General features: G+C 61.9%; 13 protein-coding genes. 8 read left to right on the forward strand and 5 right to left on the reverse strand.

Features of this window, described 5'->3' with window-relative positions:
* Positions 1-11: 11 nt before the first annotated feature.
* From ATY76_RS20805 to ATY76_RS20820, 4 genes are all read left to right on the forward strand, one after another.
* The gene (locus ATY76_RS20805; protein ID WP_088676604.1) at positions 12-785 is read left to right on the forward strand and encodes an enoyl-CoA hydratase; all 774 of its coding nucleotides are present in this window, start codon (positions 12-14) and stop codon (positions 783-785) included.
* A gap of 191 nt (positions 786-976) precedes the next feature.
* A complete protein-coding gene (rpsT, locus tag ATY76_RS20810; protein WP_008524652.1) occupies positions 977-1,255 on the forward strand; it encodes a 30S ribosomal protein S20 in 279 nt (92 codons plus the stop codon).
* A gap of 841 nt (positions 1,256-2,096) precedes the next feature.
* Positions 2,097-3,647 carry a chromosomal replication initiator protein DnaA gene (gene dnaA, locus ATY76_RS20815; RefSeq protein WP_088676961.1) on the forward strand — a complete coding sequence of 517 codons (1,551 nt, stop codon included), beginning with the start codon at positions 2,097-2,099 and terminating at the stop codon, positions 3,645-3,647.
* Positions 3,648-3,810: 163 nt separating this feature from the next.
* Positions 3,811-4,893, forward strand: coding sequence for a saccharopine dehydrogenase C-terminal domain-containing protein (locus ATY76_RS20820; protein WP_088676605.1), 1,083 nt, complete (start codon positions 3,811-3,813; stop codon positions 4,891-4,893).
* A gap of 60 nt (positions 4,894-4,953) precedes the next feature.
* Here ATY76_RS20820 and hemW read toward each other — a convergent pair whose 3' ends face one another.
* From hemW to rph, 4 genes are read right to left on the reverse strand one after another with little or no spacing between them, the layout of a single operon-like run.
* Positions 4,954-6,156 carry a radical SAM family heme chaperone HemW gene (hemW, locus tag ATY76_RS20825; RefSeq protein WP_088676606.1) on the reverse strand — a complete coding sequence of 401 codons (1,203 nt, stop codon included), beginning with the start codon at positions 6,154-6,156 and terminating at the stop codon, positions 4,954-4,956.
* A gap of 9 nt (positions 6,157-6,165) precedes the next feature.
* Positions 6,166-6,810, reverse strand: coding sequence for an RdgB/HAM1 family non-canonical purine NTP pyrophosphatase (gene rdgB, locus ATY76_RS20830; protein ID WP_088676607.1), 645 nt, complete (start codon positions 6,808-6,810; stop codon positions 6,166-6,168).
* The gene (locus ATY76_RS20835) at positions 6,811-7,236 is read right to left on the reverse strand and encodes a VOC family protein (RefSeq protein ID WP_088676608.1); all 426 of its coding nucleotides are present in this window, start codon (positions 7,234-7,236) and stop codon (positions 6,811-6,813) included. It abuts the gene before it with no gap.
* Positions 7,233-7,952 (reverse strand): ribonuclease PH, encoded by a 720-nt coding sequence (gene rph / locus ATY76_RS20840; RefSeq protein ID WP_088676609.1) that lies wholly within the window; start codon positions 7,950-7,952, stop codon positions 7,233-7,235. Before rph ends, ATY76_RS20835 begins: the two co-directional genes overlap by 4 nt.
* Before the next feature lie 125 nt (positions 7,953-8,077).
* Between rph and hrcA the strand changes: the two genes are divergently transcribed.
* Both hrcA and grpE read left to right on the forward strand, forming a co-directional pair.
* Positions 8,078-9,166, forward strand: a complete 1,089-nt coding sequence (gene hrcA, locus ATY76_RS20845) for a heat-inducible transcriptional repressor HrcA (protein WP_088676610.1) — start codon at positions 8,078-8,080, stop codon at positions 9,164-9,166.
* A 111-nt stretch (positions 9,167-9,277) separates the two neighbouring features.
* Entirely contained in the window at positions 9,278-9,910 is a 633-nt protein-coding gene (grpE, locus tag ATY76_RS20850) for a nucleotide exchange factor GrpE (RefSeq protein WP_088676611.1), read from the forward strand.
* 41 nt (positions 9,911-9,951) lie between these two features.
* Here grpE and ATY76_RS20855 read toward each other — a convergent pair whose 3' ends face one another.
* A complete protein-coding gene (locus ATY76_RS20855; protein ID WP_088676612.1) occupies positions 9,952-10,896 on the reverse strand; it encodes a nucleoside hydrolase in 945 nt (314 codons plus the stop codon).
* A gap of 274 nt (positions 10,897-11,170) precedes the next feature.
* Between ATY76_RS20855 and ATY76_RS20860 the strand changes: the two genes are divergently transcribed.
* Both ATY76_RS20860 and ATY76_RS20865 read left to right on the forward strand, forming a co-directional pair.
* A complete protein-coding gene (locus tag ATY76_RS20860) occupies positions 11,171-11,596 on the forward strand; it encodes an Hsp20 family protein (protein WP_088676613.1) in 426 nt (141 codons plus the stop codon).
* Between the two features lie 48 nt (positions 11,597-11,644).
* Positions 11,645-11,902 (forward strand): DUF1150 family protein, encoded by a 258-nt coding sequence (locus ATY76_RS20865; RefSeq protein WP_088676614.1) that lies wholly within the window; start codon positions 11,645-11,647, stop codon positions 11,900-11,902.
* Positions 11,903-11,914: the final 12 nt, after the last annotated feature.

An 11,914-nucleotide genomic window follows, 5' to 3' on the forward strand; every position in this document is an offset into this window, starting at 1 on the left:
GGGAGACCAGCATGGCTTATGAGACCCTGATCGTCGAAACCCGAGGCAATGTCGGCCTCGTCACGCTGAACCGCCCACAGGCGCTGAACGCGCTGAATTCCACCGTGCTGAAGGAGCTGAAGGAAGCCTATGCCGGCTTCCACGCCGACGAGGCGGTCGGCGCCATCGTTATCACCGGCTCCGAGCGCGCCTTTGCCGCCGGCGCCGACATCAAGGAAATGCAGTCGCTGCAGTTCGCCGACATGTATAAGAGCGATTTCATCAGCGGCTGGGATGATATCGCCAAGGCTCGCAAGCCTGTCATCGCCGCCGTCAGCGGCTTTGCGCTCGGCGGCGGCTGCGAGCTCGCCATGATGTGCGATTTCATCATTGCCTCGGAGACGGCCAAGTTCGGCCAACCGGAAATCACCCTCGGCGTCATTCCCGGCATGGGCGGTTCGCAGCGGCTGACACGCGCCGTCGGCAAGGCGAAGGCGATGGATCTCGTGCTAACCGGCCGGATGATGGACGCGGCCGAGGCCGAACGATCGGGACTCGTTTCGCGTGTGGTGGCGCCCGAACGGCTGCTCGAGGAGGCTCTTGCCGCCGCCGAGAAAATCGCCTCGCTTTCGCAGCCCTCGGTGATGATGGCCAAGGAGGCGGTCAACCGCGCCTTCGAGACGACGCTGGAGGAGGGGCTGCGGTTCGAGCGCCGCCTGTTTCACAGCCTCTTCGCCACCGATGATCAGAAAGAAGGCATGGCGGCCTTCGTCGAGAAGCGCAAACCTGCCTTCAAGCACCGTTGAATGCTTTTCGGCGCTTACGGCTGGAAAGCTTGAAAATCCGCGTTGACGTGGGCCGGCTTTAGGGTTATATGCCCGCCCACGGTTCGGAAAGCCGGTCTGGTTTTCCGCGATTGCTCCCGCATTGCTGGATTTGGTGGCCGCAGGGCCCGCGGTAGTGGCGGAGTTTGTTCGAATTCTTGAGAGAGGCATCCATGGCCAATACAACTTCGGCGAAAAAAGCGACCCGCAAGATCGCCCGCCGTACCGACGTCAATAAGGCTCGTCGCTCGCGCGTTCGTACTTTCGTTCGCCAGGTCGAAGAGGCCATCGCATCCGGTGACGCCGACAAGGCGAAGGCGGCTTTCCTGGCCGCCCAGCCGGAGCTTGCCCGCGCTGCCAGCAAGGGCGTACTTCACTCCAACACGGCATCCCGCAAGGTCTCGCGCCTGGCCGCTCGTGTGAAGGCTCTTTCGGTCTCCGCGACCGCGTAATCTTCCGTTAACGACCACTTCGTTATGATTAGCCCGGTAATTTTACCGGGCTTTTTCGATTCCGCCGATCGGCCCTTTCATGGTTAATCTCACGACCGTTTCGTGTCAGCGCCATGACAGGAAAAGTTGTTTAAAAACAATGACTTGCGCAAGGATGCTTTCATGCTGCGCGACTCTGGCCGAAGCTTGCCGGACCATGGGCGAGTCAAGAAGATTTTTATTTTTTTTCTTTCCATGCGTGTCAAAATAGCCCGAAAGGGGAATCTCCTTGATTCAAAAGCGATTCTTTTTTGACGCTGGTGTGACGCCCGAAAAGGGCGGGCGGAGTCAATGGCCGCTTCTTAATTTTGCGTAAAATTCATCGTTGATCTTGCCTTTTGATCCTGCCTAAATGGCTTCCAACAAAGGGCGCGGACATCACCTGCAGAGGCTCGGTCTTAACTGCCACGTCGGCAGGGCGATAAGTTTGTGCCATTTGTTACGGAGCCTTGCGCTTCCGTTTTTTCAAGCACTTGACGGATTTGGGCCGTAACGTGGCTGTTACGGAACGGGGATGTTTTGTGCCTATGGCAGCCACACGTTTAACGCGAGGCTGCGGGATAGGGGTAAGGAATATTGCGTTCGGGCTGGTCGGCCGAAAACGAGGATTGACCGCCAGCCTGGCACGGAAGGCCGATGAAGGTTGCCGCATGAACGCGGTACCTGCAACGGTGTTCTGCGCCGTGTTTGAGTGAACCGGCAGGTGAGCGGCTTCATGAGGATGCCGCCAGCCCGCCAAGGCGGGGAATGATCGGGCGGCTATTTTAGCGGAAGCCGCCCGGTGGAATTGAAAGGCGGCATTATGCACATGAATACGATGACGGCGGGCGGGCTCGACAATGGGGATGCGGCACCGCAGGCGTTCGGCTCCATTCGCCTGGAAGTGGGGGAAGCAAAGGCGGAAATGAAGCAAGGCGTATTGTTTGAGCGTGTCAGTGCGCGCTTGAAGGCTCAAGTCGGTCCAGACGTCTATGCCAGCTGGTTTGCGAGGCTGAAGCTGCATTCGGTATCGAAGAGCGTGGTTCGCCTCTCGGTGCCCACGACCTTCCTGAAGTCGTGGATCAACAATCGTTATCTCGATCTCATCACCGGTCTGTTCCAGGCCGAGGATGCGGAAATTCTCAAAGTCGAAATCCTGGTGCGTACGGCAACGCGCAGCGGCATGAAGCCTGCCGACGAGGTCGTCCAGCCGGAGCCGGCCGCTCCCGCACAGATGCGCCGCCCGGTCAGCGCCCAGCCGGCCGGTCAGGCCGTCCAGCAGGCGGTTTCGGCCGTCGCCGCGGCAAGGCCCGCAAGCCTGGGCTCGCCGCTCTTCGGTTCGCCGCTCGACAGCCGCTTCACCTTCGAGACCTTCGTCGAAGGCAGCTCGAACCGGGTCGCCCTTGCGGCGGCGAAGACGATCGCGGAAGCCGGTTCCGGCGCCGTGCGCTTCAACCCGCTCTTCGTCCATTCGACGGTCGGTCTCGGTAAGACCCACCTCCTGCAGGCGATCGCCAATGCGGCGGTTCAAAACCCGCGGGCTCTGCGCGTCGTCTATCTGACGGCCGAATATTTCATGTGGCGTTTTGCGACCGCGATCCGCGACAATGATGCGCTGACGCTGAAGGATTCGCTGCGCAACATCGACCTGCTGATCATCGACGACATGCAGTTCCTGCAGGGCAAGATGATCCAGCATGAGTTCTGCCATCTCTTGAACATGCTGCTCGACAGCGCCAAGCAGGTCGTTGTCGCCGCCGATCGCGCGCCCTGGGAGCTGGAATCGCTCGACCCGCGCGTCCGTTCGCGCCTGCAGGGCGGTGTGGCGATCGAACTCGACGCGCCGGATTACGAGATGCGCCTCGAAATCCTCAAGCGTCGCCTTGCCGCGGCCCGGCTCGAAGACCCGTCGCTCGAAATTCCGGCAGATCTGCTGCAGCACGTCGCCCGCAACGTCACGGCCAGCGGCCGCGAGCTGGAAGGCGCCTTCAACCAGCTGATCTTCCGCCGCTCCTTCGAGCCGAACCTGTCGATCGAGCGCGTGGACGAGTTGCTCGCCCATCTCGTCGGCTCCGGCGAACCGCGCCGCGTGCGCATCGAGGATATCCAGCGCATCGTCGCAAGGCACTATAATGTGTCGCGCCAGGAACTGGTCTCGAACCGCCGCACCCGCGTCATCGTCAAGCCGCGCCAGATCGCCATGTATCTGTCGAAGACGCTGACGCCGCGCTCCTTCCCCGAGATCGGCCGCCGTTTCGGCGGACGCGATCACACGACGGTGCTGCATGCCGTGCGCAAGATCGAGGAGCTGATATCAGGAGACACCAAGCTTTCGCACGAAATCGAGCTGCTGAAGCGGCTGATCAACGAATAATTGGTGGATTTTCGAGGAAATTCGACGGCCGGGAGCGATTCCGGCCGTTTTCCTTTATAAGCTTTTTATTCTATACCTCCGCCCATCCCGTGCATGTCCGATTTGGAGCGGCGCGCATCGGAGAAAAACGAAAGCGCCGAAACGGGCGCGTGGGAGGATATGCATGAGTTTCAGAAAGATTGCCGTTGTCGGCCTGGGCAAGGTCGGACGGCTGGCGGCGACGCTGTTGCATGAGGGCGGCTTCGAGGTCATCGGCGTCGATGCGCAACTGCCTTTGGGCGAGCTTCCCTTCAAGTGCCGCACCGGCGATATCTCCGATCCTCAGGTGATCGGTGGGCTGCTGTCGAACGTCGAGGCGGTGCTGTCCTGCCTGCCTTATCACCTGAACATCGAGCTGGCGCGGGCCGCCCATCTTGCCGGCATCCATTATTTCGATCTGACGGAAGACGTTCCCACAACCAATTTCATCATCGAACTGTCGAAGACGGCCCGCGGCCTGATGGCGCCGCAATGCGGCCTGGCGCCCGGTTTTGTCGGCATCGTCGGTGCAAGCCTTGCCGATGGTTTCGATCGTTGCCGCTCGATCCGCATGCGCGTCGGCGCCCTGCCGCAGCATCCCACAGGTCTTCTCGGCTATGCCTTCAACTGGTCGCCGGAAGGCGTCGTCAACGAATATCTGAACGATTGCGAGGTCATCGAGGGCGGGGTGCGCAAGCTCGTCTCGCCGATGGAATGGCACGAGACCGTCTATGTCGGCGGCGTCAAGCTCGAAGCCTTCACGACCTCGGGCGGCCTCGGCACCATGTGCGATACCATGCTCGGAAAGATCGATAATCTCGATTACAAGACCATGCGGTATCCCGGTCATATGGAGCTGATGAACTTCTTCTTCCATGAGCTCCTGATGCGCGACAAGCGCAAGCTTGCCGGCGAGATCCTGACCAATGCCAAGCCGCCGGTTGAAGACGATGTCGTCTATGTCCATGTCGCCGCCGAAGGCACGGAGAACGGCAGCCTGCGCCGCAAGGAATTCGTGCGCGCCTATTACCCGATCGAGATCGCCGGCGCGCGCCGCACGGCCATTGCCTGGACGACGTCGGCGTCCGTCGTCGCCGTCATCGAGATGGTCCGCGACGGATTGCTGCCGGCGACCGGTTTCCTGCACCAGGAACACATTCCGCTGGAGATGTTCCTGAAGACGCCGACCGGCAGCCTCTTCAAGGCCGGCGCCACCAATCACGGCTGAGAAATGCTTTCCGGCGCGGCAGCAATGTTGCTGCGCCGGAATAAACCCGTTGCAGGAGCTTCAGCAGGCGAGGTCGGCGACGACCGAGTCGAGGATCAGCATGCCGGATGGCGTGCAGCGCAGACGGGAATTGCCGATGCGCTCGACGAATTTGTGTTCGAGCAGGAATTCTTCGCGTTTCGGATCGAGCTCGCGTCCCGAAAGCTGCTGCCAGCGCGCAAGGTCGACCCCCTCCCGCAGCCGCAGCCCCATCAGCAGCAGTTCGTCGGCCTGCTCGTCGTAACCGAGCCGGTCCTGGTCGAGAATGCCGTTGCCGTCACGCTCGACCATCTCGAGCCAGGCCTCCGGCTTGCGCTCGGTGGCGGTCGCGATCTTCTCGGGGCCGCGTGTCAGCCGGCCGTGCGCGCCGGGGCCGATGCCGGCATAATCGCCGTAACGCCAGTAGGTCAGGTTGTGCCGGCTTTCAGCACCCGGCCGCGCATGGTTGGAGACCTCATAGGCGGGCATTCCTTCGCGCGCCGTAATCTCCTGCGTCGCCTCGTAGAGCAGCGCCGATTGCTCGCCATCCGGCACGATCAGCTTGCCCGCCTTGTGCAGGCCGTAGAAGGGCGTGCCTTCCTCGATGGTCAGCTGATAGAGCGAAAGATGATCGACCGCATAGGAGATCGCTTCCTTCAGCTCCTTTTCCCATTCCTCGACCGTCTGATCGGGCCGGGCATAGATGAGGTCGAAGGACATGCGCGGGAAGATGTCGCGCGCCAGCCGGATCGCCTTCAGAGCGTCGGCGACGTCATGCAGCCGGCCGAGGAACCTGAGATCCCGGTCGTTCAGCGCCTGCACGCCGAGAGAGACGCGGTTGACGCCGGCGGCACGGTAGCCGCGGAAGCGTTCCGCTTCGACGCTCGAAGGGTTCGCCTCCATGGTGATCTCGATACCATCGGGCACATGCCAGTGCCGCGCAATGCCGTCGAGTATGGCGTCGACGGTTTCCGGTTTCATCAGCGAGGGCGTGCCGCCGCCGAGGAAGATGCTCGTCACCGTCTTCGGCCCGCTCATCGCCCGGACTGCCGCCGTCTCCTTCAGGAAGGCTGATGTAAAGCGCTCCTGATCCACCGGCTGGTGGCGCACATGACTGTTGAAGTCGCAGTAGGGACACTTCGCCGCGCAGAAGGGCCAATGCACGTAGACGCCGAAGCCGGGCTCGCCGGTATCGGGCAAGAGCGCCGCATCGCGCAAGGAGCCTGGCGTATCGAAATTGTCCACGTGGTGACCTTATGCCTCCAGGCAGGTTTCGACGAAGAGCTTGAAGGCGCGCGCCCGGTGCGACAGCGCCTGCGGCTTGCCGACGTTCCAGCCGTGCTTTTCCTCGCCGCTCATCTCGCCGAAGGTCACGCCGTAACCCTCCGGCTGGAAGACCGGATCATAGCCGAAGCCCTGGGTGCCGCGCGGCGGCCAGACGACATTGCCTTCCACCTCGCCGCGAAACAGCTCCGTATGGCCGTCAGGCCAGGCAAGGCAGAGCACGCTGACGAAACGCGCCTTGCGCTGTTCGGGCGTCTTCGCGCCCGCCTCCTGCAGCGCCTTTTCCACCTTGGCCATCGCCATGTCGAAATCGCGCGTGCCGTCGGGCTTTTCAGCCCAATTGGCGGTGTAGACACCGGGATCGCCGCCAAGCGCGTCGACCACCAGCCCGGAATCATCCGATAGCGCCGGCATGCCGGCTGATTTGGCGGAGGCGACCGCCTTGATCGTCGCATTCTCCTCGAAGCTCGTGCCGGTTTCGTCGGGCTCGACGAAATTCAGCTCCGCTGCCGATTTGGCGGTGAAGCCGAGCGGACCGATCAATTCCTGGATCTCGCGGATCTTGCCGGCATTGTGGCTGGCGACGACGATGGTTTTCGTTTCGAGCTTGCGCATTCAGATATCCTGTTCGATGCCCCAGATTTTAGCCTCCGCGCATTCCAGGCTGTTGCCGGCAGGATCACGGAAATAGATCGAGCGGCCGCCGTTCGGCCAATGAACCTCGGATTCGATCGCCACGCCGGCGGCTCTCAACCGTTCGGTCATGGCATCGATATTGCGGCCGGCCACCCTGAAGCAGGCGTGGCCCTGGCCTGATGTGCCGTGCGGCGGCACCTGCAGCGCATCGGGCGCCGGCGGCTTTACCGTTTCTTCGGGATTGAAGATCAGGAGAACGCCCGGTCCACAGCGGAAGAAGACATGCCGGTTGGCCGCACGGGTGATCTTTTCAAGTCCGAGAACGTTCTCGTAGAACGCCTCGGCCTGATCGAGATCGCGCGCGTAGAGCGCCGTTTCCAGCATGCCTTCCAGCATGGGGTTCATCCCGCAATGGCCTGTTTCTGCAGGGCGACGAGTTCGCCGATGCCGTTCTTGGCAAGATGCATCAGCGAGGTGAATTCCTCTTCGCTGAAGGGCGCGCCCTCGGCCGTGCCCTGGATCTCGACGATCCCGCCGGCGCCCGTCATCACGAAATTCGCATCGGTCTCCGCCGAGGAATCTTCGAGGTAATCGAGATCGATCACCGCCTGGCTGGCGAAGACGCCGCAGGAGATAGCGGCGACATGATCCTTCAGGACCCGGTCGACCTTGATCATGTTGCGGCTTTCCATCCATTTCAGGCAGTCGTAAAGCGCGATCCAGCCGCCGGTGATCGAGGCCGTCCGCGTGCCGCCGTCGGCCTGGATGACGTCGCAGTCGAGCGTGATCTGTCTTTCGCCGAGCGCCTGCAGATCGACGACGGCGCGTAGCGAGCGGCCGATCAGCCGCTGGATTTCCTGGGTGCGCCCGCCCTGCTTGCCGGCCGCCGCCTCGCGCTTCATCCGCTCGCCGGTCGCCCGCGGCAGCATGCCGTATTCGGCCGTGACCCAGCCCTTGCCGGTATTGCGCAGCCACGGCGGCGTCTTGTCTTCGAGGCTTGCCGTGCAGAGCACGTGCGTATCGCCGAATTTCACCAGGCAGGAGCCTTCCGCATGCTTGGAAAAGTTGCGCTCGAACGAGACCTTGCGCATCTGGTCGGTTTTTCTGCCTGAAGGCCGCATTCTTATCTCCTGGAGTTGCTGACCGCTTCTACGATTGGCCGCGCCCATTTGCAAATTCCCTTTTGCCACGGGTGCGAGTTTGACTATATTTTCGAGAGCATCATCAGCGTGGGTTCGAGAAGTTCATGGGCATCAGGTCGACGTCGGTTTCGGATGCCGTTGCTGCATTGGACGAGCGCTCCAGGGAAATTTTCCGCCGCATCGTCGAAGGCTATCTGGAAAGCGGCGAGCCGCTCGGTTCGCGCAATCTGTCGCGCCTTCTGCCGATGTCGCTCTCGCCGGCCTCGGTGCGTAACGTCATGAGCGATCTCGAAGAGCTGGGGCTGATCTATTCGCCGCATGTCAGCGCCGGCCGGCTGCCGACCCAGATCGGACTGCGCTTCTTCGTCGACGCCTTCATGCAGGTCGGCGATCTCTCTGCCGAGGACCGCGCCAATATCGACCGCCAGGTGCGGGCCGAAGCCGGCGGCAATCCTCTGGAATCGATGATGAACGAGGCGAGCCGCATGCTGTCGGGCATTTCGCGCGGCGCCGGCCTCGTCATTACCTCGAAAAGCGATCCGGTGCTGAAACATGTCGAGTTCATCCGGCTCGAGCCGACCAAGGCGCTCGCCGTGCTCGTCGGCGACCACGACCAGGTGGAAAACCGCATTATCGAGCTGCCGGCGGGCATCACATCCTCGCAACTGACGGAAGCGGCGAATTTCCTCAATGCCCATATGTCCGGTCAGACCCTGCCGGAGCTGCGCAAGCAATTGAGCCGCCTGAAGGATGATGTCCGTCACGAGCTCGATGCCCTGTCGCGCGATCTCGTCGAGCGTGGCATCGCCGTCTGGTCCGGCAGCCCTGATGAGGGGAAGCCCGCCCAGCTCATCATCCGCGGCCGCGCCAATCTGCTCGAAGGCCTTGCCGGCGCCGAGGATATCGACCGGCTGCGCATGCTGTTCGACGATCTCGAAAAGAAGGACAGCCTGATCGAGCTTCTCAATCTGGCCGAAAGCGGTTCGGGCGTGCGCATCTTCATCGGCTCGGAAAACAAGCTCTTCTCGCTGTCCGGCTCGTCGCTCATCGTCGCCCCCTATCGTGACGAGGACGACCGGATCGTCGGCGCTGTCGGCGTCATCGGCCCGACGCGGCTCAATTATTCCCGGATCGTGCCGATGGTGGATTACACCGCCCAGCTCGTCTCCCGCCTTTCGCGCAATCCGCTTTGAAGGCGTTTCGAAAGAAGGCGCGGAATTTTCGCTTCTTCGTCACGCAGACTTGATTTTTTCCGGTCAAACCTCGATATCGGGCGCATCTGAAGACACCAACCGGAGACCGTCATGACCGATGAAACGACGAAAAACGGACCTGACGCAACTGCGGCCGATGCCGCAGCCGACGCCGCCGCCTACGTCGAGAACGATACCGTGCAGGAAGAGACCGCCCAGCCAGACCCGCTCGAGCTTCTGAAAGCCGAAAACGGCGAGCTGCGCGACCGCTATCTGCGCCTTGCCGCCGAGATGGACAATCTGCGCCGCCGCACCGAGCGTGAGGTCAAGGACGCCAAGTCCTATTCCGTCGCCGGCTTTGCGCGCGACATGCTCGCCGTTTCCGACAATCTGCGCCGGGCGCTGGATGCCATCTCTCCGGAGGCCAAGGCCACGGCCGATGCCGGCCTGACCACGCTGATCGAGGGTGTGGAGATGACCGAACGCGCCATGCTCTCGGCGCTTGAGCGCCATGGCGTGCGCAAGCTGGAGCCGGTCGGCCAGAAGTTCGATCCCAATTTCCATCAGGCAATGTTCGAAGTGCCGAACCCCGAGGTGCCGAACAACACCGTCGTCCAGGTCGTACAGGCGGGCTTCACCATCGGCGAGCGCGTGCTGCGCCCGGCCATGGTCGGCGTCGCCAAGGGCGGCCCGAAGCCTGTTGAAGCCGAAGCCAATTCCGTTTTCGACGAGAAAGACGCCTGAGTTGCTTTCCTTCCCGTCGATAGGGAAGGAAAGCCGAAAAGTCAGATGCGGGCGAAGCGTTCGATCAGAAGATCGAAGAAGCCGTCCGCATCGACATAGCGCATGACCTTCGCATTGCGTTTGCGCTCGGTTACATGCCACCAGTCGACGACGGTCATGCCGACGGTGAGTTCGGACTGGATCTCGATCTCGACATTGCAGTCCCGGCCCTTGAAAAGCTCCGGCTTCAAGAGGTAGGCGATAACGGTGGGATCATGCAGCGGCCCGCCGTCTGAACCATATTTCTCGATATCGAAGCGTTCGAAGAATTCCAGCATCTCGACCATCGCCTTGGCCGGCGCCGTGCCGATCTCGGCCATGCGCTTCACCCGGTCCTTGCGGGTCAGCAGCTGGTGCGTCACGTCGAGCGGCATCATTACGATCGGAACGCCGGAGCGGAAGACGATGTCGGCCGCCTCCGGATCGACATAGATGTTGAATTCGGCGGCCGGCGTGATGTTGCCGCCTTCGAAGAAGCCGCCGCCCATCATCACCAGCTCGCGGATGCGCGGGATGACGTCGGGAGCCTTCTGGAAGGCTATGCCGATGTTGGTAAGCGGCCCGAGCGTGCAGAGCGTCACCGTGCCTTCCGCCTCGCGGCGCAGGGTCTCGATGATGAAATCGACGGAGTGGCCGGGCTGCAGCGCCATCGTCGGCTCGTCGAGTTCGGGGCCGTCGAGACCGGTCTTGCCGTGCACATGTTCCGCCGTCACCAGCTTGCGGGCGATCGGCGTGTCGGCGCCTGCGAAGACCTTCGTCTCCGGCCGGCCGCAGAGTTCGCAGACGATGCGCGCATTGCGGCTCGTGAGCGGAAGCGGCACGTTGCCGGCGACCGTGGTGATGCCAAGCACCTCCAGCTCATCGGGGCTGCCGAAGGCAAGCATGATGGCGGCTGCATCGTCCTGGCCGGGATCCGTGTCGATGATGATTTTTCTCACGTGTGCCATTCCGATTGTCCCATCCTCGCGGCGCTCTGTTTGTGCATGCACCATTTTCTTCATATCCCGTCACAAATCAGCACATCGCGCGGGCACGTTTTGATGCGAGGCTGCAGGCTCTTTGTCAAGCAAGGAGGAAGCTGCCGCGCCAGCCAAATCGAGGAGGCGACGCCGACATCTCGCCTGCGCCTTGCAGGGCCGGGATCCTGTCCCCATATTAGCGCCATCCGGATGCTGCGTATGAGGTCCGGGATGGTCGCTTGCGTCAAGGACTTGAAAACAGATGAGCCGCATTACCCCTTTCGCCAGCCCGCTGCTTCTGGGCTTCGATGCCATGGAAAAGACGCTGGAGCGCATTTCCAAGGCGAGCGACGGATATCCGCCCTACAATATCGAGCGCATCGCCGCCGATAGCGGCGCGCCGGAGCGCCTGCGCATTACCCTTGCCGTTGCCGGTTTCAGCGAGGAAGAACTCGACATTTCCACCGAGGAGAATCAGCTTGTGATCCGCGGCCGCCAGGCGGAGCAGGGCGAGCGGGACTATCTCTATCGCGGCATCGCCTCCCGTCAGTTCCAGCGCACCTTCGTCCTGGCGGACGGCATGCAGGTTTTGGGCGCCGGCTTGAAGAACGGCTTGCTCTCCGTCGATCTAATTCGTCCGGAACCCGCGCGCATGGTCAAGAAAATTAACATTTCGGTCTCACAGTAGCACAACGGTTTCCAAAAACCGTTGGTCCCTTCTCTCGGAGGAACAGGAATGTTGATGAAAGAAGCCACGTCTCGTCTGACCAAGTCCGAGCTTGCCCATATCGGCAGCGGCGAGGTCGCCTACATAAGAAAGATGCGCACCGAAGAGGTCGCCAAGTGTTTTCCCGAGGCGCCGGACATCGATCCGAACGTCGATCTCTGGGCACTTTTCGGCGCCGACGGCACGCCGATCCTCTTGACGGACAACCGCTCCAGCACCTTCTTCAAGGCTGCCGAGGACGAACTGAAGACGGTCAGCCTGCACTGACCGTCAAAGGGT

It is taken from the genome of Rhizobium sp. R339 (assembly GCF_002211395.1).
Classification (GTDB): Bacteria; Pseudomonadota; Alphaproteobacteria; order Rhizobiales; family Rhizobiaceae; genus Rhizobium.

What these genes read in the sequence shown, in the direction of transcription:
- ATY76_RS20805 (WP_088676604.1), top strand. Translation starts at nt 12, where the DNA reads ATGGCTTATGAGACCCTGATCGTCGAAACCCGAGGCAATGTCGGCCTC.
- rpsT (WP_008524652.1), top strand. Translation starts at nt 977, where the DNA reads ATGGCCAATACAACTTCGGCGAAAAAAGCGACCCGCAAGATCGCCCGC.
- dnaA (WP_088676961.1), top strand. Translation starts at nt 2,097, where the DNA reads ATGCACATGAATACGATGACGGCGGGCGGGCTCGACAATGGGGATGCG.
- ATY76_RS20820 (WP_088676605.1), top strand. Translation starts at nt 3,811, where the DNA reads ATGAGTTTCAGAAAGATTGCCGTTGTCGGCCTGGGCAAGGTCGGACGG.
- rdgB (WP_088676607.1), bottom strand. Translation starts at nt 6,810, where the DNA reads ATGCGCAAGCTCGAAACGAAAACCATCGTCGTCGCCAGCCACAATGCC.
- ATY76_RS20835 (WP_088676608.1), bottom strand. Translation starts at nt 7,236, where the DNA reads ATGAACCCCATGCTGGAAGGCATGCTGGAAACGGCGCTCTACGCGCGC.
- rph (WP_088676609.1), bottom strand. Translation starts at nt 7,952, where the DNA reads ATGCGGCCTTCAGGCAGAAAAACCGACCAGATGCGCAAGGTCTCGTTC.
- hrcA (WP_088676610.1), top strand. Translation starts at nt 8,078, where the DNA reads ATGGGCATCAGGTCGACGTCGGTTTCGGATGCCGTTGCTGCATTGGAC.
- grpE (WP_088676611.1), top strand. Translation starts at nt 9,278, where the DNA reads ATGACCGATGAAACGACGAAAAACGGACCTGACGCAACTGCGGCCGAT.
- ATY76_RS20855 (WP_088676612.1), bottom strand. Translation starts at nt 10,896, where the DNA reads ATGGCACACGTGAGAAAAATCATCATCGACACGGATCCCGGCCAGGAC.
- ATY76_RS20860 (WP_088676613.1), top strand. Translation starts at nt 11,171, where the DNA reads ATGAGCCGCATTACCCCTTTCGCCAGCCCGCTGCTTCTGGGCTTCGAT.
- ATY76_RS20865 (WP_088676614.1), top strand. Translation starts at nt 11,645, where the DNA reads ATGTTGATGAAAGAAGCCACGTCTCGTCTGACCAAGTCCGAGCTTGCC.